This window comes from Streptomyces sp. NPDC093795 (assembly GCF_044764665.1).
GTDB lineage: Bacteria > Actinomycetota > Actinomycetes > Streptomycetales > Streptomycetaceae > Streptomyces.
The window spans coordinates 1-24,025 of sequence record NZ_JBIWIO010000011.1; the positions used below are offsets into that span (position 1 = coordinate 1).

A 24,025-nucleotide genomic window follows, 5' to 3' on the forward strand; every position below is an offset into this window, starting at 1 on the left:
TTTACCACACCCCCAACACTCCCCTCCACTAGCCGCGCGTTCGCCGCCCGCGCCCCCCCCCCCCCCGGGGGGGGGGGGGGGGGGCCCCCCCCCCCGGGGGGGGGGGCGCGGGCCCCGCCCCCCCGCGGCTCGCGGACATCGCGGCCCAGTCCGGCGTCAGCGAGGCCACCGTCAGCCGGGTCCTCAACGGCAAGGCGGGGGTGGCCGGCGCGACCCGGCACAAGGTGCTCGCGGCGCTCGACGTCCTGGGGTACGAGCGTCCCGTACGGCTCAAACGCCGTAGCGCGGGCCTCGTCGGGCTCGTCGTGCCCGAGCTGACCAACCCGATCTTCCCGGCGTTCGCGCAGGTCGTCGAACAGGTCCTCGCCGGGCACGGCTACACCCCGGTGCTCTGCACCCAGATGCCCGGCGGCGCCACCGAGGACGAGCTCGTCGAGCAGCTGGTGGACCGCGGGGTGGCCGGCATCGTCTTCCTCTCCGGCCTGCACGCCGACGCCTCCGCCGACCCGGTCCGCTACGCCCGCCTGACCGCCCGGGGCGTGCCGTACGTCCTCATCAACGGCTACAACGAGCACATCGACGCCAACTTCGTCTCGCCGGACGACCGGGCCGCCGCCCGCATGGCCGTACGCCACCTGGTCGAGCTCGGCCACGAGCGGATCGGCCTCGCCATCGGCCCCACCCGGTACGTACCCTCGCGCCGCAAGGCCGAGGGCTTCACCGCCGAGCTGTACGAGCTCCTCGGCGTCGAACGGGCCGAAGCGGAACGGTTCATCAGGCCCACGCTCTTCGGCGTCGAGGGCGGGCACGCCGCCGCCGACATCCTGCTCCGCGAAGGCTGTACGGGCATCGTCTGCGGCTCCGACCTGATGGCGCTCGGCGTCATCCGCGCCGTCCGCGCCCGCGGCCTCGACGTGCCCGGGGACGTCTCCGTCGTCGGCTTCGACGACTCGCCGCTGATCGCCTTCACCAGCCCTCCGCTGTCCACCGTGCGCCAGCCCGTCCAGGCCATGGCGACGGCGGCCGTCGGCGCGCTCCTCGAGGAGATCGAGGGCAATCCCGTGCAGCGCACGGAGTTCGTCTTCCAGCCGGAGCTGGTGGTACGCGGCTCCACGGCGCAGCCTCCCGCGCACGCCCACCACGAGTCGCAAGTCCTTTCGTAACAACTTGCGTTGCGGTGTCCGGAGGGTTGACCGGGCGTCGGGGCACTCGTACGGTCACGGCTGAAAACAGTTGCTGAAGTTTTCGGCAACTTCTTTCGACACCCGACTGCGACACCGACGTCGTACAGGAGGAAGCATGGCCAGAAGAACCGTGGCCGCTGCACTCGCCCTCGTGGCGGGAGCCGCCGCTGTGGCCGTCACGGGATACACCCCGGCGCAGGCCGCCCCGCCCGGCGAGAAGGACGTCACCGCGGTGATGTTCGAATGGAACTTCGCCTCCGTCGCCCGCGAGTGCACCGACCGCCTCGGCCCCGCCGGATACGGATACGTCCAGGTCTCCCCGCCCCAGGAACACCTCCAGGGCGGCCAGTGGTGGACCTCGTACCAGCCGGTCAGCTACAAGATCGCCGGACGCCTCGGCGACCGCACCGCCTTCAAGAACATGATCGACACCTGCCACGCGGCCGGGGTCAAGGTCGTGGCCGACTCCGTCATCAACCACATGGCGAACGGCTCCGGCACGGGAACGGGCGGGACCCCGTTCTCGAAGTACGACTACCCGGGCCTGTACTCCGGCTCCGACATGGACGACTGCCGCTCCTCGATCACCAACTACCAGGACCGCGGCAACGTCCAGAACTGCGAACTCGTCCAGCTCCCCGACCTCGACACCGGCGAGGAGTACGTCCGCGGCAAGATAGCCGGCTACCTCAACGACCTCCTCTCGCTCGGCGTCGACGGCTTCCGCGTCGACGCCGCCAAGCACATGCCGGCCGCCGACCTCGCCAACATCAAGTCGCGGCTCAGCAAGCCGAACGCGTACTGGAAGCTGGAGGCCATCCACGGCGCCGGCGAGGCCGTCTCCCCGAGCGAGTACCTCGGCAGCGGAGACGTCCAGGAGTTCCGCTACGCCCGGGACCTCAAGCGCATCCTCCAGAACGAGAAGCTCGCCCACCTGAAGAACTTCGGCGAGGCCTGGGGCTACATGTCCTCCGGCCAGTCGAGTGTCTTCGTCGACAACCACGACACCGAGCGCGGCGGAGACACCCTCTCCTACAAGGACGGCGCGAACTACACCCTCGCCTCCGTCTTCGCCCTCGCCTGGCCCTACGGCTCCCCGGACGTCCACTCCGGCTACGAGTGGACCGACAAGGACGCAGGACCGCCGGGCGGCGGCCAGGTCAACGCCTGCTACACCGACGGCTGGAAGTGCCAGCACGCCTGGCGCGAGATCTCCTCCATGGTGGCCTTCCGCAACACCGCCCGCGGCACCGCCGTCACCCACTGGTGGGACAACGGCGGCAACGCCATCGCGTTCGGCCGCGGCTCCAAGGCGTACGTGGCGATCAACCACGAGTCCTCGGCGCTCACCCGGACCTACCAGACCTCCCTGCCCGGCGGCACCTACTGCGACGTCCAGTCGAACACGCCCGTGACGGTGAACTCGTCCGGCCAGTTCACGGCCACCCTCGGCGCCAACACCGCCCTGGCCCTGCACGTCAACGCCGCGAACTGCGGCGGCGGCACCACCCCGACCGCCCCGCCGACGACGCCCCCCGCCACCGCGGGCGCCTCGTTCAACGTCACCGCCACCACCGCGGTCGGCCAGAACATCTACGTCACCGGCAACCGCGCCGAGCTCGGCAACTGGTCCCCGGCCGCCGCCCTGAAGCTCGACCCGGCCACGTACCCCGTCTGGAAGCTGACCCTCGGCCTCCCCGCCGGCACGGCCTTCGAGTACAAGTACGTCCGCAAGGACGCCGCCGGGAACGTCACCTGGGAGTCCGGCGCCAACCGCACCGCGACCGTCCCCGCCTCCGGCCAGATCGTCCTGAACGACACCTTCCGCAGCTGAGTCCGTCTCCCCCTCAGGGCCGCCCCGCCGGGGCGGCCCCCCTTCCCGTACCTCCAGGGAGCTCCCCCGTGACACGCAAGAGAACGGCGGTCGCGCTCGCCGCCGCCCTGTGCGCCGCCCTCGCGCCCGCCGTCCCCGCGGCCGCCGCGCCCCGGCCCCCCGCCCCGCCGTCCGACCGTGCCCTCGCGGCCGAGCCCGCCCGCCAGGACCTCACGCGCGAGCAGTTCTACTTCGTCCTGCCCGACCGTTTCGCCAACGGCGACACCTCCAACGACCGGGGCGGCCTCACCGGAAGCCGTACGCAGACCGGCTTCGACCCCGCCGACAAGGGCTTCTACCAGGGCGGCGACCTCAAGGGCCTGACCCAGCGGCTCGACTACATCAAGGGGCTCGGCACCACCGCCATCTGGATGGCGCCGATCTTCAAGAACCGGCCCGTGCAGGGGGAGGGGAAGGACGCCTCCGCCGGCTACCACGGCTACTGGATCACCGACTTCACCCAGGTCGACCCGCACTTCGGGACCAATGAGGACCTGGAGAAGCTGATCGCCGCCGCCCACGCCAAGGGCATGAAGGTCTTCTTCGACGTCATCACCAACCACACCGCCGACACCGTCGACTACGCCGAGAAGAAGTACGGCTACCGCCCCAAGGGCTCCCACCCCTACCTCGACACCACCGGCCGCCCCTTCGACGACCGGGCGAAGATCGGGAAGGTGGACGCGGACTCCTTCCCGTACACGCCCGTCCAGAAGGCCGAGAACGCGAACGCCAAGGTCCCGGCCTGGCTCAACGACCCCACGATGTACCACAACCGGGGCGACTCCACCTGGGTCGGTGAGTCCGCCGAGTACGGCGACTTCGTCGGCCTCGACGACCTGTGGACCGAGCGCCCCGAGGTCGTCGAGGGCATGAAGCGGATCTACGAGAAGTGGGTCCGCGACTTCAAGATCGACGGCTTCCGCATCGACACCGTCAAACACGTCGACCTGGATTTCTGGACCGAGTGGGCCACCGCCCTCGACGCCTACGCCGAGAAGCGGGGCCGCGAGGACTTCTTCATGTTCGGCGAGGTGTACTCCGCCGACCCCACCGTCACCTCCCCCTACGTGACCCGGGGCCGGCTCGACTCCACCCTCGACTTCCCCTTCCAGGACGCCGCCCGCGCCTTCGCCTCCCAGGGCGCCGGAGCCGACCGCCTCGCCAAGGTCTTCGCCGAGGACTACCGGTACACCACCGACAAGGCCAACGCCTACGAGCAGGTCACCTTCCTCGGCAACCACGACATGGGCCGCATCGGGGCCTTCCTCAAGCAGGACAACCCGAACGCCTCCGACTCCGAACTCGTCCGGCGGGCCCGCCTCGCCAACGAGCTGATGTTCCTGTCCCGGGGCAACCCGGTGATCTACTCCGGCGACGAGCAGGGCTTCACCGGCGCCGGCGGCGACAAGGACGCCCGCCAGCCGCTCTTCGCCGCACACTCCGCCGACTACCTCGACGACGACCAGCTCGGCACCGACCGCACCCACGCCACCGACGCGTACGACACCACGCACCCGGTGTACACCTCCGTCGCCGAGCTGTCCCGGCTCACGAAGACGCACCCGGCCCTCCGCGACGGCGTCCAGCAGGAACGGTACGCCGAGGGCTCCGTCTACGCCTTCTCCCGTACGGACGCGGCGCAGCGGACCGAGTACCTGGTCGCCACCAACAGCGCCACCACCGCGAAGACCGTGACCGTCCCCGTCGACTCCGCGAACTTCCGTGTCCTGTACGGAGGTCAGGGCGGCGTCGCGGCATCGGGCGGCAAGGTCACCGTCACCGTCCCGGCGCTCTCCTCCCTCGTCCTCCGGGCCGAGAAGCCCCTCGCGGCCCCGGCCGCGAAGCCCGCCGTGTCCCTGAAGGCCCCGGCCGCCGGAGCCACCGGCACCGTCGAACTCACCGCCGACGTCAGCGGCGGCGGCCTCAACCGGGTCGTCTTCGCCGCCCAGACCGGCAACGGCCGCTGGCAGACCCTCGGCACCGCCGACCACGCCCCCTACAAGGTCACCCAGCACGTGACCGCCCCCGCCGGCACCGCCCTGCGGTACAAGGCCGTCGTCGTCGACAGCGCGGGCCGCACCGCGAGCGCCACCGCCGCGAGCACCGCGGGACAGGCCCCCGCGCCCGAGAAGCCGGTCGCCGTCGAGCGCACCCACGCGATCGTCCACTACCAGCGCGAGGACGGGAACTACGACGGCTGGACCCTGAAGGCCGCGGGCCAGGAGGCCGCGTTCACCGGCCGCGACGCCCACGGCGCCTTCGCCTGGGTCAAGGTCCCCGAAGGCGCCTCCACCGTCACGTACACCGTCGAGAAGGACGGCGCCGCCGAAGGTCCGCAGCGCAGCATCAGCCTCGGCCGCACCGGCGAGGTCTGGATCACGCAGGGCCAGGACGGCCAGTCCGACACGAACCCGGCCCCGGTCACCCCGGACCGGACCAAGGCCGTCATCCACTACCAGCGCCCGGACGGGAACTACGACGGCTGGGGCCTCCACACCTGGACCGGCGCCGCCCAGCCCACCGACTGGTCCAAGCCGCTGATGCCGGTCCGCACCGACGCGTACGGCGCCGTCTACGAGGTGCCGCTCACCGAGGGCGCGAGCTCCCTCTCGTACATCCTCCACAAGGGCGACGAGAAGGACCTGCCCACCGACCAGTCCCTCGACCTCGCCACCTACGGCCACGAGATCTGGACGCTCTCCGGACAGCAGAAGTACCTCCTCCCGACCGTCGGCGCGGCCCCGAACCTCGACCTCACCAAGGCCGAGGCCCAGTGGATCGACCGGAACACCGTGGTCTGGAAGGTCAAGGCCACCGACGCCACCAGCCAGCAGCTGGTGTACGCCAAGGACGGCGGGATCACCGCCATCGACGGCGCCCTGAACACCGAGGGCCAGTGGCTCCGGCTGAACCAGGCCGCCCTCACCGACGCGCAGAAGGCGAAGTTCCCGCACCTGAGGGAGTACCCGGCCTTCACCGTCGACCCGCGCGACGCCGACCGCGTCCGCGACTCCCTGCGCGGCCAGATCATCGCCACCCAGCGCGCCGCCAACGGCGCCCTGCTCGCCGCCACCGGCGTGCAGACCGCCGGAATCCTCGACGACCTGTACGCGAAGACGGCCGAGAAGGCGGCCCTCGGGCCCGTCTTCCCGGGCGGCCGCACCAGCCTCTCCGTCTGGGCCCCCACCGCGCAGACCGTGGCCCTCGAACTCGACGGGAAGACCGTCCCCATGCGGCGGGACGACGCCTCCGGCGTCTGGTCCGTCACCGGCCCGAAGTCCTGGACGGGCAAGCCCTACCGGTACGTGGTGAAGGTCTGGGCGCCCACCGTCCAGAAGGTCGTGACCAACAAGGTCACCGACCCCTACTCCACCGCCCTCACCGCCGACTCGGCCCGCAGCCTCGCCGTCGACCTCACCGACCCCCGGCTCGCCCCCAAGGGCTGGACGTCCCTGAAGAAGCCGGCCGCCGTGCCGCTGCGCGACGCCCAGATCCAGGAGCTGCACGTCCGCGACTTCTCGATCGCCGACCCGACGGCGAAGGCCGGCCACAAGGGCACCTTCCTCGCCTTCACCGACAAGGACAGCAAGGGCTCCCAGCACCTCAAGGCCCTCGCCGACTCCGGCACCTCCTACGTCCACCTCCTCCCGGCCTTCGACATCGGCACCATCCCCGAGAAGAAGTCCGACCAGTCCACCCCCGCCTGCGACCTCAAGGTGTACGCCCCCGACTCCGAGGAACAGCAGGCCTGCGTCGCCGCCGCCGCGGCCAAGGACGCCTACAACTGGGGCTACGACCCGCTGCACTACACCGTCCCCGAGGGCTCCTACGCCACCGACCCGAACGGCACCCGCCGCACGGTCGAGTTCCGGCAGATGGTCCAGGCCCTCAACGGCCAGGGCCTGCGCACGGTCATGGACGTCGTCTACAACCACACCGTCGCCGCCGGACAGTCCGACAAGTCCGTCCTCGACCGGATCGTGCCCGGCTACTACCAGCGCCTCCAGGCCGACGGCTCCGTCGCCACCTCCACCTGCTGCGCCAACACCGCGCCCGAGAACGCCATGATGGGCAAGCTCGTCGTCGACTCGATCGTCACCTGGGCGAAGGAGTACAAGGTCGACGGCTTCCGCTTCGACCTCATGGGCCACCACCCGAAGGAGAACATCCTGGCGGTGCGCAAGGCCCTGGACGAGCTGACCCTCGCTCGTGACGGCGTCGACGGCAAGGCGATCGTCCTCTACGGCGAAGGCTGGAACTTCGGCGAGATCGCCGACGACTCCCGCTTCGTCCAGGCCACCCAGAAGAACATGGCCGGCACCGGCATCGCGACCTTCTCCGACCGGGCCCGCGACGCCGTCCGCGGCGGCGGCCCCTTCGACGAGGACCCCGGAGTCCAGGGCTTCGCCTCCGGCCTCTACACCGACCCCAACACCTCCACCGCCAACGGCACCCCGGAGCAGCAGAAGGCCCGCCTCCTCCACTACCAGGACCTGATCAAGGTCGGCCTGACCGGCAACCTCGCCGCGTACACCTTCACCGACACCTCCGGGCGTACGGTCAAGGGCTCCGAGGTCGACTACAACGGCGCCCCCGCCGGATACGCCGCCGCCCCCGGCGACGCCCTGGCCTACGCCGACGCCCACGACAACGAGACCCTGTACGACGCCCTCGCCTTCAAGCTCCCGGCGGGCACGTCCCCGGCCGACCGGTCGAGGATGCAGCTCCTCGCCATGGCGACCGCGACCCTCTCCCAGGGCCCCGCGCTCTCCCAGGCGGGCTCGGACCTGCTGCGCTCCAAGTCTCTCGACCGCAACTCGTACGACAGCGGTGACTGGTTCAACGCGATCCACTGGGACTGCCGCGAGGGCAACGGCTTCGGCATCGGCCTCCCGCCGGCCGCCGACAACAAGGCCAAGTGGGGCTACGGCAAGCCGCTGCTCGTCAACCCGGCCCTGACGGTCGGCTGCGCGGAGATCGACGGCACCTCCGCCGCCTACCGGGACCTCCAGAAGATCCGTACCACCGAGCCGGTCTTCTCACTCGCCACCACCGGGCAGGTGCAGTCCGCGCTGTCCTTCCCGCTCTCCGGCCGCGACGAGACCCCGGGCGTGATCACGATGCGCCTCGGTGACCTGGTCGTCGTCCTCAACGCGACCCCGGCGAGCACCTCCCAGAAGGTCACCGACCTGGCGGGCAAGGGCTACGCCCTCCACCCGGTCCAGGAGGCCGGCTCCGACCCGGTCGTGAAGTCGTCGTCCTACGACCCGACTTCGGGCACCTTCACGGTCCCGGCACGGACGGTGGCGGTCTTCACCATCCGCTGACCCCCGCCGATGGGGGGCCGCCCCACAGGGCCGGCCCCCCATCCCCCGCCCACCCCCGTTGTGGGCAACTGTTCCTCCCCCAGACTCCGTCCGGGGGGACCCCCAGGGCGGAACGGGTGGGCACAACGGAACGGCGCCCCTTGCCGGGCCTAGGCTTCCGCGCCTGAACCCGCACCTGCTGGTGCGGGTCCAGGCACAGGGGGCGGAGGCGCCGCATTGGGCGCCGTCCCGTGTGCCCACCCCAGCGGGCGCGGGTCGGGCGTGTCCGTTTGCCGGAAGGGCACTTGTGCCGGCGTGGCGATCACCGCAAGGGTGTGGCCAGACATCCGTATCACCGGGGAGAGACCCTCATGCCGCAGATCACCGTCGACTACTCCGCCCCCCTCGACCGGCGCGGCTTCGCGCTGGCCCTGCACCCCTTCGTCGTGGAGACGGTCGACACGACGCTCGACGCCTGCAAGACCCGCTTCCGCGAGGTCGAGGAACTCGTCGCCGGCGACGGCACGGACCACGACGTCATCGTGCACGTCGAGATCGCCCTGCTGCCCGGCCGCACCGACGAGCTCAAGGCCCGGCTCTCGGAAGGCGTGCTCGGCCTGCTGCCCGCGCACCTCAAGACGACCGACGGCGTACGGCTCTCCGTCGAGGTCCGCGACCTCGAACCGTCCTACCGCAAGCGCTGATCCGGCACCTGGAGCACGAACGCGGAGAGCCGGGCCACCAGCTCCCCGAACGGGCCGTCCGCCGGCTCGTCCGCCAGGATCCGGACCAGGGTCTCCGCCATCTCCTCGTCGTACGCGGCACTCACCGCGGCCAGCGCCGCGAAGTCGTGCACCAGCTGCAACTCCAGCTCCCCGCGCGGGATCCGGCGGCCGTCCAGCCAGAGCAGCGCCGTCGACTCGGCGAGCGACACCCAGGAACGGACGACCAGTTCGAGCCGGGCGGAGGGCTTCCCGACCTCCAGATGCGCCAGGATCTGCTCGTACGCGGCCTGCCGCACCTCGTCGATCATCGCGTTCGTCGTGGAGGAACCCACGGCAGGACCGCCCCGCATCAGCGCCGCGAACCCCGGACCGTGCTCGTCCACGAAGTCGAAGAACCGGCCCATCACCCGCAGCAGCCGCGCCCCGAGAGGCCCCTGCGGCGGCTCCACGAACCGGGCCGCCAGCTCGTCGGCCGCCCGCCGCAGCGCCGCCTCGTAGAGGCTCTGCTTGCCGGGGAAGTAGTGGTAGACCAGCGGCCGCGAGATGCCCGCGGCGGCGGCGATCTCGTCGATGGAGACCTCGTCGGGAGAGCGGTGGCTGAAGAGTTCGAGAGCCACCCCGATCAGCTGCTGCTTGCGCTCCTCGACGCCCATCCTGCGGCGCACCCCGGTCGTCATACGAACAGCCTAACGGGGTCCGTTACGCTGCTGCTCCATGAGCGCTTCCCCCGACCAGGACACCACGGCCGCCGCGGCCTCCGACGAGACCGACGACGAGACGTCCGCGCCGGAGGAGCCCGGGAAGCCGGAGGAGTCCGAGGAGCTGGAGGAGTCCGAGGAGTCCGAGGAGTCCGAGGAGGACGCCTCCGTGGACGGGCTCACACCGAAGCAGGCGCGGCGGCTGCGGGTCGCCGTCGCGTCCGTGCTCCTCGTGACGATGGCCGTGGTCCTCGTCGTCCGTCTCGCGAGCCGCACGTCGGTCCTGGTCGTCGGCGTGTACGGCCTCGCCATGATCCTGTGCGGGATCGTGATCGAGCTGTCCCGCAACGGCCGTACGCGGCTCGCCACCTGGCTCCTGGTGGGAGGCCTGGCCGCCGCGCTGGCCTTCGACTGGCTGATCCTGCCCTGACCCCGCCTTGACCCCTAGAGGTCCAGCACGAGCCGGTCGCCCGCGCAGCGCGAGACGCAGATCAGCATCGAGTCGCCCCGCTCGGCGTCGGTGAGCAGTTCGTCGCGGTGGTCGACCTCGCCCTCCAGGACCCGCTGCCGGCAGGTCCCGCAGAACCCCTGCCGGCAGGAGTACATGAGGCCAGGCACCTCCTCGCGTACCGCCGCGAGCACCGACTGGTCGGCCGCCACCGTCACCGTACGGCCGGAGCGGCGCAGTTCGAGTGCGAAGGCGGTGCCGCCGGTCGTCGCCGCAGCCGAGAAGCGCTCGAGAAGCGGCGCGCGGCCCTCCGGCATCGCCGCCGCCACCGCGTCCATCAGACCGTCGGGGCCGCAGCAGTACACGAGGGTCTCGGCGGGGGTGTGCGCGAGGAAGCCGAGGTCGGGGTAGCCCGACTCGTCCTCGGGGACGACGGTCACCCGGTCGCCGCCGCCCAGCGCCTCGATCTCCGCGAGGTACGGCAGGGTGGCGCGGCTCCGCCCGCAGTACACGAGCCGCCAGTCCGCCCCGGACGCCTCGGCGGCGCGCAGCATCGGCAGGACCGGGGTGATGCCGATGCCGCCGGCGACGAAGACGTACGCGGGGGCCGCGATCAGCGGGAAGCGGTTGCGCGGCCCCCGGATCTCGATCTCCACGCCTACGTGCAGCTGCTCGTGGACCTCGCGCGACCCGCCGAGCCCGCCCTGTCGCTCGTCGATGAGCCGGGTCGCCACGGTGTAGCTGGTGGAGTCGGCCGGATCGCCGCAGAGCGAGTACTGCCGTACGAGGCCGGAGGGCAGGACGAGGTCGACATGGGCGCCCGGCTGCCAGGCGGGCAACCCGCGCCCTTCCAGGCGTAGTTCGACGACGCCATCGGCGGGTGTGGCGCGGCCGGTCACCCGGACCTTGCGGGGGACGGTGCTGCCCCGGCCGTACCCGGAGACGGGCTCGTCGAGGGCGGGCATCGGCCACAGGGGGGCGGTCGACATGTGGCGGCGGACGGCGCGGCGGGCGAGCAGGGCGGCGCCGGCGACGAGGGCGACGGTGGTGAACCGGGGCATCAGCGGCCTCCGTTGGCGCCGGGGGAGGAGGCCAGGTAGGCCATGGCCTGCGCGGTGTCACCCTCCTGGGAGGGGTGGTAGGCGCGGCTGAGGTAGCGGGGTATGGAGCGCAGCATGGCGGGGGTGGAGGGCAGCACGCCCTGCCGGCCCTTGCGGACGAACTGGCCGAAGGAGGCCTTGCCGTCGCCGTCGGGGAGGCTCGGGTCGTTCTCCATGAAGAAGCGGATGCCCCGCTGCCAGAGGAAGACGAGCGCGGAGAAGGCGAGCGCCCAGGTACGGGCGCGGCGCCGGTAGCCGCCGTCGAGGTGCATGAAGAGCTCGAAGGCGACGGAGCGGTGTTCGACCTCCTCCGCGCCGTGCCAGCGCAGCAGGTCCAGCATCGTCGGGTCGGCGCCGGCCCGGTCGAGCGCGTCGGCGTTGAGGACCCAGTTGCCGAGGAACGCGGTGTAGTGCTCGATGGCGGCGATCATCGCGACCCGCTCCATCAGCCACCAGCGGCGCGGCCGGCCGGGCGGCAGGGTCCGGTCCCCGAGGAGCTTCTCGAAGAACCAGTCGACCTGCGCGGTGTACGGGGTGGGGTCGAGGCCCTGCTCGCGGAGGTGGGGGAGGACGTCGTCGTGGGCCTGGGAGTGGACGGCCTCCTGGCCGATGAAGCCGATGACGTCCGCGCGCAGCCGGTCGTCGGTGATGAACGGGAGTGCCTGCTTGTACACGTGCACGAACCAGCGTTCGCCGGCCGGGAGGAGCAGGTGCAGCACGTTGATGGTGTGCGTGGTGAAGGGATCGCCGGGTACCCAGTGGAGCGGGGTCTCCTCCCAGTCGAAGGAGACCTTGCGGGCTTTGAGCTCGACGTGCTCCGACGCCACCGGTGCGGGCTGCGTATTAGACATGCCGTCAATGTACTGAGGGGTAGGCGGGGGCGACAGGTGTGTGCGGGGTCTTTTTGGGGGCGGTGATGCGCGGGGTCGCGTCGGGGCGCGGGCCTGAGGGCGACCCTTGGCGGGCCACCTCAGGGCGACCGCTGGCGGGCCACCTCAGGGCGACCGCTGGCGGGGTCGCCCAGGGTGACGCTGGCGGGGGCATCCCAGGGCGACCGCAGGCGGGGCTCGCGGGTCACCTCAGGGCGCCCACCCGTGTGCCGTCCCGGAGGGTGCCGTCCAGGTCCGCGCGGGCCCCCGCGGCCGCCTTCACGGCGAGGACCGGACCGTCCGACCGGCCCTTCACACCGCCCGAGGTCTCCAGGGCGGTGAAGTCGGGACTGCCCGCCGCCAGGACGTACCAGCCGCCGCTCGGCGCCTGCCACAGCACGCCCGCCAGGACCCGGGGATCCCGCACCCCGCAGGCCGGTGAACCCTCGGAGCGGGCCGCGAGCGCGGCCGGGACGGCGGGCGACGGGACCAGGAACTGGGCGAGGACCCTGCTGCCCGTGCCCCGCCAGGTCTCCGCGCGCGTGCACAGCCAGGTGCCGCGCCCGGCGCCCTCGGGGAGCGGCTGCCGGGCGAACTGCCAGGCGTGCACCGACCGCACGCCGTGCGCGCGTACCGCCGTGAGCTGGCAGACCGTCCTGGCCCACGCCTCCCGCGCCTCCGGGCCCGTCGCGTCCACCGGCGCGTCCGGCGGGCCCCACAGGAGCCGGGCGGGGGCCAGCTCGCCCAGGTCGGCGAGGAGTCGCGGACCCGACCCGTCGCGCACCTGTAGAACGTTCCAGCGGGTGCAGCCCTTCGCCAGGGCGGGACTCGGCACGGGTTCGGTCGTCCCGTGCGCGTCCCGCACCAGGGGCCAGGGCTCCTTGGCGGGCGCGAGGAGATCCCGTACCACCGTCTCCTTCACCCAAGGGGCGGTCAGATAACGGACGTTGCCCGCCGCGCGGGAGAGGACGAGCGCGGCCGAGCCGACCGTGTCGGCGCCGTCCGTCCGCGCGAAGTCGAGCGCCGCGCCCGCCGCGCCCTCGACCGGCTCCGCGTACCGCACCGCCCGCAGCCCGTCGTGGAGGAGCACCACCCGGGCTCCGTCGACCACGCCGGCGAACAGCAGCTGCGGGGGGCCCATCGGCGGACCCACCGGGGTCCCGGGCGTCGCCGAGGACCGCACGGCTGCGCCGGGCCTGGCCCAGACGGCGAGCGCCCGCCGCAGCAGGGCGCTGTCACCGGTCAGACCGCCGCGCGCGGGCCACACGGAGAAGTCCCGCCGGGTCGAACCGGGCCAGGCCGCCGGGGCGACCCGCTTGAGCGCGCCGGGGTCGAGGGCGGCCTCGGCGGCGGGGTTACGGGCGTACGAGGGCGCTGCCGCACCGTTTCTGCCCCAGCCGTCCCCGGGCAGCCCGAGCAGCGTCCCGCACACGACGAGCGCGGCGACGGCGACCGCCGCGGCCCGGGCGTGCTGCCGCCGCCGCAGAAGATCGGTGGGCCGCGCCTGAAGCGCACAGGGATCGAACTCGTCGGACTCGAGCAGAGCGGCCCCACTGAGACGGCGGGGACGGATGGGGCGCGCGGGGACGGCAGCGGGCCCTACGCGGCCCTCGGCCCCGGTACGCCCGGCATCCCGGGGCAGGCCGTGGTACACGGCACCACCGACGGGCCCGCCGGTGCTGGCGGGGCCCGGGGCGGTGGTGTCGTTCAGGGACGGGATGCCGTCGCGGTCGTTCCGGGACGGGCGGCCGGCTGGGCCCGGGGAGCCGGCGCCGGCCCCGGGCCGGACGCCGCCCGCGCCCTGCCCGTGCCGACCGCCGCCCCGGCCGGGGCCGGCCTGTTCGCCGACCCTGGCCGTGGCGTCTCCGGTGGGTCCGGTGGGTCCGGAGGGTGCGGCGGGGCCGGTCGGGGCCTCGGTCTCCCGTTCATCCGGTTCGCCCAGGTCAGCCAGTGCGTCCACGGCATCCGCCTCCGCCAGCGCCGCCGTCGGGTCCTCGACCCCGGCCGTCGCCAGTACCCGCAGCACCTCCGGGTCGCCCTGGCGTTCCAGGCCGCGCAGGACGTAGGCCACGCGGCCCGGGCCCGAGAGCCGGGACAGCCGCTGGTCCAGGGCGAGTTCGTCGGCGCCGCCCACCCGGGGGAACAACCGCAGCCCCCACACGTGCGGGAGCAGCGGCGGGAACTGTGCCCGGCGCGGCAGCGCGAGGCGCCGCAGCGGCAGCCCGGCGACCAGCGCCTGCCGCAGCACCTCGGCCCGTACGTACGCGTAACCGGGATCGACCGCGTCCTCCGAGAGCCGCGGCTCCGGTACGGCCGGGCCCGGCACCCGCCGGCGCGGCAGCGCACGCTGGACGAGCGCGTGCGCGGTCAGGACCCGGCGGTTCCGGCCGAGCGAAGGCGGCAGTACGAGATACGCGATGCGGACGAGACGCGGATACCGCTCGACGAGCGCGGCCTCGGCCTGCTCGACGTCGACGGGACCCACGGGCGAGGGGACGAGATCCTGGGTGCTCACGTTCAGCAGAACGAGCGATTCTTCCGATGGTCACCCCGGCCCGTTGTCCCAGCCCATCACCCCGGGCCCGAGCCCCGCAGACCCTCAACCACCCGTCAGCCGCTCCCGCATCACCCTCGTGACCTCGTCCGGGACGCCGAGCCCCTCCCGTACGTACTTCTCCATCGACCCGTGCCGGACCGCGACTTCGTCGAGCGCCGCCTCCAGGTACTCCGGCAGGACCCCGATCAGGTCGAGCGCGAGGTCGGGGTCGCCGCCCTGGGCCGTGAAGCCCTCGATCATCGGCGCGAACGCCTGCCGCACCGCCGTGTTGGCCGACAGGTACTCGCTGCGCACGGTCTCCTCGTCCGCGCCGAGCAGGCACAGGACGACCGTCGCGGCCCAGCCCGTGCGGTCCTTGCCCGCCGAGCAGTGGAAGAGCAGCGGCCCGGCGTCCGGAGTGCCCAGCTCGGTGAGGAGGGCGCGGTACGAGGCGCGCCCGGAGTCGCTGGAGACGAAGGTCCGGTAGGTCTGGGCGAAGGCCGCCCTGACCTGGCCCCCGCCGAGGTACTCCTCGGCGAGCGCCGGGTCGGTGAGCAGTTCCTTGAGCCGGGCGGCGGGCGGCAGCCCGCTGGTGGCCAGGTGGTCGGCGAGCACGTCCGCGACGAGGTGCCGGGCGCCGGCGGGCAGCCGGTCGGGCCGGTCGGTGCGCTCGACCTCCGTACGGAGGTCGACGACTGTACGGATGCCCAGGTCGGCCACGACCGGTTCGGCCGGGTCGAGCCGGTCGAGCTGCGCGGAGCGCAGGACCAGGCCGGGACGGACGGAACGCCCGCCGCCGAGCGGCAGACCGCCGAGATCGCGGAGGTTGGCCACGGAGGCGGCGGGGATGGCGGGCATGCGGCGACTCCTCCGGTTCGTACGCACGCTCCTCGGCGGCGCGTTCGTTCTCGACGGTAAGGGATCACCCCGGTTCGGGCAGGTCCGGGCGATTCCTCACTCCGCCGAGAGCATCGCCGACGCGCCCGACGGGCCGTCCGCCGATGCGCCGGTCGACGCGTTCACCGAGCCGCCGCCCCCGCCTACGCCCCCGCCGAGACCTTCGCCACGAGCTCCGCCTCCCGCTCCGGGGAGAGCCCGACCTCCGGTCGGTCCGGCCGGCGCGGCGCGACCCCGCCCAGCGATTCCAGCCACGCCCACGTGTCGGCGACCGTCTCCTCCGCGGGCCGGCAGCGCAGCCCGGCCGCGAGCGCCCGCGAGACGTCGGCGGTGTGCATCGCGTCGTACATCTCGCCCGGCGGCAGCCACACCGGCAGCTCCGACCACGGCTCCGCCCCGGCCGCGAGCAGCGCCTCGGGGTCGGTCCAGCGGAGCTCGGCGTCCGAGCCGGTCGCCCGTACACAGGCGTCGAGCAGCTCGCCCATGGTCGTGTGCCCGGGCGGCGAGACGAGGTTGTACGGACCGGAGAGCCCTGCGGCCACCGCGTCGAGCGTCCACTCGGCCAGGTCGCGGGCGTCGATGTACTGGAGCGGAAGGTCGGCGGGCCCGGGCGCGAGGACCGGGCCGCCGCGCGCGATCCGGCCGAGCCACCAGGGGAGCCGGCCCACGTTTTCGTACGGGCCGATGATCAGGCCCGCGCGGACGAACAGCGCCCGGTCCGCGCCGAAGGCGTCCGTGACGGCGAGCTCGCCGCCCATCTTCGCCTCCGCGTACGGGACGTCCCCGGCGTCCGGCGAACCCTCCACCAGCGGCCCGTCCTCCGCGAGTCCGGCGGCGGGCGGCCAGGCGTACACGGAACGGCTCGACACGTACGCGTACCGCCCGACCCGTCCTGCGAGCAGCCGGGCCGCGTCCCGTACGGCCGAGGGGGCGGCCGACCAGGTGTCCACGACGGCGTCCCAGGAACCTTCGGCGAGGGCGGCGAGTCCGTCAGGTCCTGTGGTGCGGTCACCGAGCAGCGAGGTGACCCCCGCCGGCGGCGCGTGCCGGCCCCGGTGGAAGACGGTCACCTCCCAGCCCCGCGCGAGCGCCGCCTCGACGACCGCGCGACCTACGAACTCCGTACCGCCGAGCATCAGTAGCTTCATGATCCGATCCTCTCCGGCGGCCCCGCGCGGGAACAGGACTTTCCGCTCCCGGAGGATTCCGCCACGGGAGGAACGCCGGCGGTCCGGCGAGGATTTTCATCGGACCGGGAGGGGGTCTCGTCGGGCGCACGAAGGGGTGACACCATGACGGGCGATGACGGATGCCCGGTCGCCTCTGCGCGCGCTGCGAGCCGCCCTGTTCGCGGTGGTGTGCGTGTCATTGGCCGCGGTGGGGCATTCGTCCATGTCTGACCACCAGCTCCCGGCGCCCGCGCTGCTCGGCACCTTCGCCGTGACGGCGGCCGCCGCGTGGGCCGCGGCGGGCCGCCGCCGGGGCGCGCCGACGATCGCGGGAGCGCTGTTCGCCCTCCAGGGCGCCCTGCACCTGATCTTCTCTGCGGCGGGTTCCCATGCCGGGGACACGGGCCACGGACCGACGACCCACCCGCACGACGCGGCGACGCACGCCACCCACGCGACAGACGGCGGCACCCCCGCCACGTACGGCGCCACCCACCCCACGCACGGCGGCACCCCCGTCGTAACGGACCCAGCCGTCCTCGATCCCGCCGTCCTCGACTCCGCCGTCCTCGACCCGGCCATGGCCCCCGGCGCCGGCATGCTCGCCGTGCACCTGATCGCCGCGGTCCTCTGCGGACTCTGGCTGGCCCACGGCGAGGCCGCGTTCTTCACGCTGGCCCGAGCCGCCCTCGCGTACGCCTTCACCCCCCTGCGCCTGCTGTCCGCACGCGTGCGCGTGCCCGAGGCCCCGCGCCTCCCGGTCCGCCGGTCCCGGCGGACCCCCCACCGGCCGCACACCGTCGTCCTCGCGCACGCCCTGTCCCGGCGCGGCCCGCCCCGGCTGTCCCCACCCCGCGCCACGGCCCTCGGAGCACACGTCTGACCCGGGGGTCCTTCCCCCTGTCTGCACCGAGTCCTAGGACAGTCATGACCATCGACGATCCCGCACGCCCGGAAACCCCCGAGGCGCCACCGTCGGAAGCCACCCCCGCCGCTCCCGCCTCCCACAAGCCCGGGACCTGGAGCGCCCTGCGCCCCCTCGTCCTCCGCCTCCACTTCTACGCGGGCGTCCTCGTCGCCCCGTTCCTCCTCGTGGCCGCGGCCAGCGGCCTGCTCTACGCGCTCTCCTTCCAGGCCGAGAAGGTGGTGTACGCGCACGAGCTGGAGGTCCCCGTCGGCGAGACGGCCCTGCCGCTGTCCCAGCAGGTGAACATCGCCCGCAAGGTCAACCCGAACGGCACCGTCACCGCCGTCTGGCCCGGCGCCGAACCCGGGGCGACCACCCGGGTCCTGATGGCCGACCCCGACGTCCCCGAGGGCACCTCGCTGGCCGTCTTCGTGGACCCGTACACCGGAGACGTACGCGGGCAGCTGCCCAGCTACGGCGGCTCCGGCGCACTCCCGCTGCGCACCTGGATCGACGGCCTGCACCGCGATCTGCACCTCGGTGACCTGGGCCGCAACTACAGCGAACTCGCCGCGAGCTGGCTCTGGGTCATCGCGCTCGGCGGCCTGCTGCTCTGGCTCGGCAGGCGCCGCGGGAACCGCCGCGCCCTGTTCGTCCCCGAGGGCGGCCCGGCCTCGCGCCGCCGCACGCTGTCCTGGCACGGCTCGGTCGGCCTGTGGGCGGTCACCGGACTCGTCCTGCTCTCCGCGACGGGCCTGACCTGGTCGCGGTACGCGGGCGAGAACATCGGCGCGGTCCAGGACGGTCTCGGCGGCGCCACCCCCACGCTCTCCGCGACCGTCGGCGGAGCGGCCGGCGGCCCCTCGGAGCACGAGGGCCACGGCGGGTCCCACACCGGCGGCGGCGCCACCGCCCAGGGCCCGGACATCGGCCTCGACAGGGCGCTCGCGGCGGCCCGCGAGGCCGGCATCGACAGCCCGAGGATCTCGGTGGTCCTGCCCGTCGAGGGCAAGGGGTACGTGGTCAAGGAGACCGACACGCAGTTCCCGCTCCAGCTGGACTCCGTCGCCGTGAACCCGGCCGACGGAGCCGTCCTCGACCGGCTCGCCTTCGCCGACCACCCGCTGCTCGCGAAGCTCACCCGGATAGGCATCGACGCCCACACCGGGGTCTTCCTGGGCCTGTTCAACCAGTTGGCGCTCGCGGCGCTGGCGCTCGCCCTGATCCTGCTGATCCTCTGGGGCTACCGCATGTGGTGGCTGCGCCGCCCGGGCCGCCCGGCGGCGCGCGGGGCGTGGCGACGCGTCCCGGTGACCCTGCTGCTGCCCCTCGCGGCGGGCGCGGCGCTCGTGGCCTGGTTCGTCCCGCTGCTCGGCCTCAGCCTGCTGCTGTTCCTGGCGGCGGACCTCGCCCTGGGCGTGGCGTCCAGGCTTCGGGCGAGGTCGCGAACGAGCTGATCAAGGTGTGTACTTGTAGCCGACCCGCCGCACGGTCTGGATCGTGTGGCGGTGCTCGGCGCCCAGCTTGCGACGCAGCCGGGCCACGTGCACGTCGACCGTACGCCCGTCGCCGACGTGCCCGTACCCCCACACGGTGGTGACCAACTGGTCGCGGGTGTGCACCCGGTGGGGGTTCGCCACGAGATGGGCGAGCAGCTCGAACTCCAGATAGGTGAGGTCGAGCGCCTGCCCGTCCACGACGGCGATCCGCCGGACGCCGTCGACGGCGACGGGCCCCTGGGCCTCCACCGGGGCGGCGGCGGGCTCCGGCTGCTGCTGATCGGCCGGTACGAGAACCAGGTATCCGACCATCGGCGGCCGCCCGGGCAGCGTCGGCAGGGTGTGCGGGGGAGCGGGCAGCCAAGTGGCGCCGGGCGGCAGGAAGTCGGCGACCCGGGCGAAGGCGACGTCCTCGTCGGGGTCGACGGCGCGCAGCCGGTGCCGCCCGGGACGGACGGCCGTGAGGGAAGCACTCTGGGCGTGAGCGGTGGTGTGAGCGGTGGGGGCCATGGGAGATCAGCTCTTTCGCGCGGAGAAACGGACGGACAGGAGTCGTACGTCGTGCGCGTCGGCCGAAGGCCGTGGATCGGACCGTACCGATCGGGGCTTTAGAGGGCCGACGCGTTCCTCGCGCGGCAACACACCCGGTCGAAGTCATGATGCTGCCGGGAAGGCCAGAACGGCTCGAGGTCGTGACGACCCGTCGCGCTGTCGTTCCGTGTGATGGCCATATCCCTATTCAACCAGAAGGGAATGCCGGTGAGCAGCCCTCAACCGGCCGGAATCCGTGTCGTCCTGACCACATGCCGGAAGGGGCGCCCACCGTACGAAACGGTGGGCGCCCCTTCCGGAAGGAAGAACAGCGGGATCAGACCTGGCCGGCCTTCTCCAGGGCCTCGCAGCAGGTGTCCACCAGGAGGCGGGTCACCACGTACGGGTCCACGTTCGCGTTCGGGCGACGGTCCTCGATGTAGCCCTTCTGGTCCTGCTCGACCTGCCACGGGATGCGGACCGAGGCGCCGCGGTCCGAGACACCGTAGGAGTACTGGTCCCACGGGGCGGTCTCGTGCAGACCGGTGAGGCGGTCGTCGATGCCGGCGCCGTAGTTCTTGACGTGGTCGAGCGGCTTCGAGCCCTCGCCCAGGGACTCGGCGGCGGTGATGATCGCGTCGTAGCCCTCGCGCATCGCCCTCGTGGAGAAGTTGGTGTGCGCGCCCGCGCCGTTCCAGTCGCCCTTCACCGGCTTCGGGTCCAGGGTCGCGGAGATCTTGAAGTCCTCGGCCGTGCGGTACAGCAGCCAGCGGGCCACCCACAGCTGGTCCGAGACCGTGAGGGGAGCCAGCGGGCCGACCTGGAACTCCCACTGGCCCGGCATGACCTCGGCGTTGATGCCGGAGATGCCCAGACCCGCGGTGAGGCAGTTCTCCAGGTGCGCCTCGACGACGTCACGGCCGAAGATCTCGTCCGAGCCGACGCCGCAGTAGTAGCCGCCCTGCGCGGCGGGGAAGCCGCCGACGGGGAAGCCGAGCGGGCGGTCGCCCTCGAAGAAGGTGTACTCCTGCTCGATGCCGAAGATCGGCTCCTGCGCGGCGTACTTCGCGGCGACCTCGGCGAGCGCGGCACGCGTGTTGGACTCGTGCGGCGTCATGTCCGTGTTGAGGACCTCGCACAGCACCAGGATGTCGTCGCCGCCTCGGATCGGGTCCGGGCAGACGAAGACCGGCTTGAGGACGCGGTCCGAGGCGTGGCCCTTGGCCTGGTTCGTGCTGGAACCGTCGAAGCCCCAGATCGGCAGCTCGTCGAGCGCGGCGCCGCCGCCCACGATGATCTTCGTCTTCGAACGAAGCTTCGCGGTCGGCTCGGTGCCGTCGATCCAGATGTACTCAGCCTTGAAGGTCACGGGCCTCATCCTTTGGGCGTGCTGCTGCGGGAATCGCAACGGCTCGCGGCGCTGCGAGAAGCTGCGGTGTGTCTGTGTCCGGTCGCAGCTTCGCAACACGGCATTTCCCGTCGGTTGCCCGAATGTGAACCCCGTGTTACTCAGCTTTCCTGTTTTTCCCGCAGCCGCTGTGCGACGGTGTGCGCGTCCAGGAGCGCGTCGAGCCCCGCGCCCCGCACCCGCATCACCATCTCCGCGTACGAGGTCCCGAGCGCCTCCGCGGTCCGCTCCAGGTGCCAGTCGCAGGAGGCCAGCCGCTGGAGCAGATGACCCTTCCGGATCTGGTTCTCCGACAGCCGGAACGTCTTCAGATAGGCCGCCCGGCCCTTGCGGTCGGTGATCAGCTCGCCGATGTGCTGTTCCCGCCCGCCGCGCTGGAACGGCGGCAGGAACCGGTGCAGGTCAAAAGGACCCGCCCGGTACACCCGTTCGAAGGCGTACGAGGTCTCCATGAGGTCCCGTGCCATCAGCCCGTCGTGCGCCACCGCCCAGGCCCGCTCCTGCTCCCGGGCCGCCGCCCGCAGGTCGGCGAGGGTACGGATGCCGCCGGCCCCGTCCCGGATCCGCGCCGTGAACTCGGGCACGGGCCCGCCGTAGTACGCGTACTGGTGCACGAGCTCCCCGTACAGGTCCTCCACGAGCGTCGGATGCAGCAGCCGGTAGTCGTCCGGGTGCGGCGCCACGAAGGCCGCGGCCAGCGCGTCGGCCACGTACAGGAGCATGCCGCACTGCCCCGGGTGGAGCTCGAAGATCCGCAGCGCCTCCGCGAGCCCCGGCACCGTCCACCCCGCGTACGCCGCCTCGGCACGCGGCGAGAGCCCGTGCCGCAGCGCCTCGCGCGACCAGTCGTCCCAGACCACGGAAGGACCGCCGAAGTGCAGCGCGAGATACCCCTCCAGGGCGAGGTGCAGCGGCAGGAACCGCAGTCTCCGTTCCCCCTGGCGGCGCTTGGCCATCCGCTGGATCCGGCGCACGGGCACACAGGAGGGCGGCGCCCCCTCCCCGCCGAGCCGGGTCCCGTACGCGGCGGACTCCGCGCCCGGCCCCTGCCCCGTCCCCGCCTCGGTCCCCGTCCAGTCGGCGACGAAACCGTGCGGGATGTACGAGGTGTAGGTGGTGCGGTCGGGCAGATCCACGGCCCCGAACCCCTCGTAGACCTCGCGGCTCAGCCGCAGCCCCGGCACCGGCTCGGTCCGCACCAGCGGCACGAGCCGCACCCCGCCCCACACCTGCGCCGGCCGCACGTCAAGCCCGGTCAGATCGATCCGGGTCATCCCCCGGCCCCCTCTCCCGCCGATTCCCCGGCCCCGTCTCCCGCCGATCCTCCGGCCCCGTCCTCCGTCGCCCCCAGGAACAGCTCCACCCGCCGGTCCAGATAGGCCCGCAGCTCCGCGAACCCCGTCCGCCCCTCGGCGAACTGCGCGATCTCCACGAGCGCCGCCAGATCCTCCGCGTCCCGGATCCCGGCGGCGGGCACGCTCGGGGCGAGCCGCCGTACGTCGAACCCCTCCGCGTCGTATACGGGGTTCAGGTGCGTCACGCTCGTCCGCCGCTCCGGATCGAGCCGCGTCCGCCACACCCGCAGCACCTCGCCCGCGAGCCCCGGCGGGGCGTTGTCCCAGCCGTCCGACACGATCACGAGCCGGTCGGGGCCGCTCTCCAGCGCGTCGAGGATCCGCAGGCCCAGCGGGGTCGGCCCGTACGGCCGCACGAGCAGCGGATCGCTGCCGCCCGAGGTCCACAGCGGGGTGTACGCCCCCGGCGCCGCGAGGGCCTCCAGGAGGTAGTGGCAACCGAGCGCCACGGCCAGCGGACGGCGCCGCTTCACCGCCGAACCCGAGGAGGAGAAGCTGTCGTCGAGCACGGCCGCGACCCGCCCCCAGCTCCCGGCGTACGGGCCCGCCGCGCGCCGGGCCGCCGCCCGCAGCGCACCCGTCAGCTCGGCCCGCCGCTCCACCCGCTCGCCGAACGGCAGCGAGAGGACGTACAGGGCGAGACGGGTCAGCGGCATCACCGACAGATCGGCGGCCCGTTCCGTCCGGAGCTGTTCGAGACGGGTCATCCGGGGCGCGATCCGCTCAAGGAACACCGCGCGCGGCACGCCGTGCTTCGCGGCGAACCCCTCCGCGACCGTGAACGGCAGCTCGTACAGCGCGCCCTGCTCGTAGCGGGCCCGGCGGAACGCGTCGAGCGTCTGGTTCTCGTACCGGACCCGGCGGCCCGGTGCGAAGAGGAAGTCACCCGTCTCGGGATCGGGCAGACGCCCGTGGACGTGCCGCAGGGCGGCCTTCAGACCGCTCCGGTACTTCACGGCGTCCAGGGCCGGATCGGGGCGGGCCGCCAGCCACGCGCGCGTGATCGCGCGCGTACGCCGGTTGTTGACCCCGGCCGAGCGCAGCGCGCGGAACAGCCGGTAGACCCGCTGCGGCGGGAGCAGCGCGAGCCGCGCGGCGATCAGCCGCCCCTCGGCCCGCTTCTCCTCGGCCCCGCCCGCCTCGTCGGCGGTGCGCAGCAGCTGCTCGACGATGAGGGCGGCGTTGTGGTGGTTGATGTCGAGCGCGAGGGCGGCGGCGTACACGGGCCGGTAGTTGACCCGTACGTACTCGTGGACGAAGCGGAGCGAGAAGTGCTGCGCGGCGGCGGTGGAACGGAACTCGCGCTGACCGGTGGCGGTCACGGCGGCGTTCACGAAGAGGAGCACGTCCTCGGCGGCGACGAGCTCGGACAAGGCTCTCCCCTTCTTGTGGGCGCCGGCCGGGGAATGAGGGCACGAACAGCGAAGACGTTGCTTCAGAGGCAGGTTCCGGAAGTCGCACCGGAGTCCCGCGGCCGGCCCGGAAACGCTAACACCGGGCGGGGGGAGGACCGCCAG

General features: G+C 72.9%; 17 protein-coding genes. 7 read left to right on the forward strand and 10 right to left on the reverse strand.

The window, feature by feature from the left end:
• Window positions 1-137: 137 nt before the first annotated feature.
• The 4 genes from ACIRB7_RS26720 (at window position 138) to ACIRB7_RS26735 (ending at window position 9,070) form a co-directional block, all read left to right on the forward strand.
• Window positions 138-1,163, forward strand: a complete 1,026-nt coding sequence (locus ACIRB7_RS26720) for a LacI family DNA-binding transcriptional regulator (RefSeq protein WP_403603747.1) — start codon at window positions 138-140, stop codon at window positions 1,161-1,163.
• A 136-nt stretch (window positions 1,164-1,299) separates the two neighbouring features.
• Window positions 1,300-3,018: a carbohydrate-binding module family 20 domain-containing protein gene (locus tag ACIRB7_RS26725; protein WP_403603297.1), complete on the forward strand. Its 1,719-nt coding sequence runs from the start codon at window positions 1,300-1,302 to the stop codon at window positions 3,016-3,018.
• Window positions 3,019-3,086: 68 nt separating this feature from the next.
• On the forward strand, window positions 3,087-8,387 hold the full coding sequence (pulA, locus tag ACIRB7_RS26730; protein ID WP_403603299.1) for a pullulanase-type alpha-1,6-glucosidase: 5,301 nt from the start codon (window positions 3,087-3,089) through the stop codon (window positions 8,385-8,387).
• Window positions 8,388-8,737: 350 nt separating this feature from the next.
• Window positions 8,738-9,070, forward strand: coding sequence for a 5-carboxymethyl-2-hydroxymuconate Delta-isomerase (locus ACIRB7_RS26735; protein WP_403603301.1), 333 nt, complete (start codon window positions 8,738-8,740; stop codon window positions 9,068-9,070).
• On the opposite strand, the gene ACIRB7_RS26740 is transcribed toward ACIRB7_RS26735, so the two are convergent.
• The gene (locus tag ACIRB7_RS26740; protein WP_403603303.1) at window positions 9,055-9,768 is read right to left on the reverse strand and encodes a TetR/AcrR family transcriptional regulator; all 714 of its coding nucleotides are present in this window, start codon (window positions 9,766-9,768) and stop codon (window positions 9,055-9,057) included. The genes ACIRB7_RS26735 and ACIRB7_RS26740 overlap by 16 nt on opposite strands.
• A 37-nt stretch (window positions 9,769-9,805) precedes the next feature.
• Between ACIRB7_RS26740 and ACIRB7_RS26745 the strand changes: the two genes are divergently transcribed.
• Window positions 9,806-10,219: a hypothetical protein gene (locus tag ACIRB7_RS26745; protein WP_403603305.1), complete on the forward strand. Its 414-nt coding sequence runs from the start codon at window positions 9,806-9,808 to the stop codon at window positions 10,217-10,219.
• 14 nt (window positions 10,220-10,233) lie between these two features.
• On the opposite strand, the gene ACIRB7_RS26750 is transcribed toward ACIRB7_RS26745, so the two are convergent.
• From ACIRB7_RS26750 to ACIRB7_RS26770, 5 genes are all read right to left on the reverse strand, one after another.
• Window positions 10,234-11,298, reverse strand: a complete 1,065-nt coding sequence (locus tag ACIRB7_RS26750) for a PDR/VanB family oxidoreductase (RefSeq protein ID WP_403603307.1) — start codon at window positions 11,296-11,298, stop codon at window positions 10,234-10,236.
• On the reverse strand, window positions 11,298-12,188 hold the full coding sequence (locus ACIRB7_RS26755) for a metal-dependent hydrolase (protein ID WP_403603309.1): 891 nt from the start codon (window positions 12,186-12,188) through the stop codon (window positions 11,298-11,300). The genes ACIRB7_RS26750 and ACIRB7_RS26755 overlap by 1 nt, the downstream gene beginning before the upstream one ends.
• Before the next feature lie 223 nt (window positions 12,189-12,411).
• Window positions 12,412-14,721 carry a hypothetical protein gene (locus ACIRB7_RS26760; protein WP_403603311.1) on the reverse strand — a complete coding sequence of 770 codons (2,310 nt, stop codon included), beginning with the start codon at window positions 14,719-14,721 and terminating at the stop codon, window positions 12,412-12,414.
• A gap of 84 nt (window positions 14,722-14,805) precedes the next feature.
• Entirely contained in the window at window positions 14,806-15,600 is a 795-nt protein-coding gene (locus ACIRB7_RS26765; protein WP_403603313.1) for a tyrosine-protein phosphatase, read from the reverse strand.
• A 182-nt stretch (window positions 15,601-15,782) separates the two neighbouring features.
• Entirely contained in the window at window positions 15,783-16,787 is a 1,005-nt protein-coding gene (locus ACIRB7_RS26770) for an NAD-dependent epimerase/dehydratase family protein (RefSeq protein WP_403603315.1), read from the reverse strand.
• 244 nt (window positions 16,788-17,031) lie between these two features.
• Here ACIRB7_RS26770 and ACIRB7_RS26775 point away from each other — a divergent pair, with 244 nt between their 5' ends.
• Both ACIRB7_RS26775 and ACIRB7_RS26780 read left to right on the forward strand, forming a co-directional pair.
• Window positions 17,032-17,691 carry a hypothetical protein gene (locus tag ACIRB7_RS26775; RefSeq protein ID WP_403603317.1) on the forward strand — a complete coding sequence of 220 codons (660 nt, stop codon included), beginning with the start codon at window positions 17,032-17,034 and terminating at the stop codon, window positions 17,689-17,691.
• A 44-nt stretch (window positions 17,692-17,735) separates the two neighbouring features.
• A complete protein-coding gene (locus ACIRB7_RS26780; protein ID WP_403603319.1) occupies window positions 17,736-19,172 on the forward strand; it encodes a PepSY-associated TM helix domain-containing protein in 1,437 nt (478 codons plus the stop codon).
• Here ACIRB7_RS26780 and ACIRB7_RS26785 read toward each other — a convergent pair whose 3' ends face one another.
• From ACIRB7_RS26785 to ACIRB7_RS26800, 4 genes are all read right to left on the reverse strand, one after another.
• A complete protein-coding gene (locus ACIRB7_RS26785) occupies window positions 19,173-19,724 on the reverse strand; it encodes a winged helix-turn-helix domain-containing protein (protein ID WP_403603321.1) in 552 nt (183 codons plus the stop codon). It lies immediately after the preceding gene.
• A 358-nt stretch (window positions 19,725-20,082) separates the two neighbouring features.
• On the reverse strand, window positions 20,083-21,114 hold the full coding sequence (gene glnII / locus ACIRB7_RS26790) for a glutamine synthetase (protein WP_403603323.1): 1,032 nt from the start codon (window positions 21,112-21,114) through the stop codon (window positions 20,083-20,085).
• A gap of 140 nt (window positions 21,115-21,254) precedes the next feature.
• Window positions 21,255-22,427, reverse strand: coding sequence for an ARPP-2 domain-containing protein (locus ACIRB7_RS26795; RefSeq protein ID WP_403603325.1), 1,173 nt, complete (start codon window positions 22,425-22,427; stop codon window positions 21,255-21,257).
• The gene (locus ACIRB7_RS26800) at window positions 22,424-23,881 is read right to left on the reverse strand and encodes a hypothetical protein (RefSeq protein WP_403603327.1); all 1,458 of its coding nucleotides are present in this window, start codon (window positions 23,879-23,881) and stop codon (window positions 22,424-22,426) included. Before ACIRB7_RS26800 ends, ACIRB7_RS26795 begins: the two co-directional genes overlap by 4 nt.
• Window positions 23,882-24,025: the final 144 nt, after the last annotated feature.

What these genes read in the sequence shown, in the direction of transcription:
- ACIRB7_RS26775 (WP_403603317.1), top strand. Translation starts at nt 17,032, where the DNA reads ATGTCTGACCACCAGCTCCCGGCGCCCGCGCTGCTCGGCACCTTCGCC.
- ACIRB7_RS26725 (WP_403603297.1), top strand. Translation starts at nt 1,300, where the DNA reads ATGGCCAGAAGAACCGTGGCCGCTGCACTCGCCCTCGTGGCGGGAGCC.
- ACIRB7_RS26740 (WP_403603303.1), bottom strand. Translation starts at nt 9,768, where the DNA reads ATGACGACCGGGGTGCGCCGCAGGATGGGCGTCGAGGAGCGCAAGCAG.
- ACIRB7_RS26750 (WP_403603307.1), bottom strand. Translation starts at nt 11,298, where the DNA reads ATGCCCCGGTTCACCACCGTCGCCCTCGTCGCCGGCGCCGCCCTGCTC.
- ACIRB7_RS26755 (WP_403603309.1), bottom strand. Translation starts at nt 12,188, where the DNA reads ATGTCTAATACGCAGCCCGCACCGGTGGCGTCGGAGCACGTCGAGCTC.
- ACIRB7_RS26780 (WP_403603319.1), top strand. Translation starts at nt 17,736, where the DNA reads ATGACCATCGACGATCCCGCACGCCCGGAAACCCCCGAGGCGCCACCG.
- ACIRB7_RS26765 (WP_403603313.1), bottom strand. Translation starts at nt 15,600, where the DNA reads ATGCCCGCCATCCCCGCCGCCTCCGTGGCCAACCTCCGCGATCTCGGC.
- ACIRB7_RS26735 (WP_403603301.1), top strand. Translation starts at nt 8,738, where the DNA reads ATGCCGCAGATCACCGTCGACTACTCCGCCCCCCTCGACCGGCGCGGC.
- ACIRB7_RS26785 (WP_403603321.1), bottom strand. Translation starts at nt 19,724, where the DNA reads ATGGCCCCCACCGCTCACACCACCGCTCACGCCCAGAGTGCTTCCCTC.
- ACIRB7_RS26770 (WP_403603315.1), bottom strand. Translation starts at nt 16,787, where the DNA reads ATGAAGCTACTGATGCTCGGCGGTACGGAGTTCGTAGGTCGCGCGGTC.
- ACIRB7_RS26795 (WP_403603325.1), bottom strand. Translation starts at nt 22,427, where the DNA reads ATGACCCGGATCGATCTGACCGGGCTTGACGTGCGGCCGGCGCAGGTG.
- ACIRB7_RS26745 (WP_403603305.1), top strand. Translation starts at nt 9,806, where the DNA reads ATGAGCGCTTCCCCCGACCAGGACACCACGGCCGCCGCGGCCTCCGAC.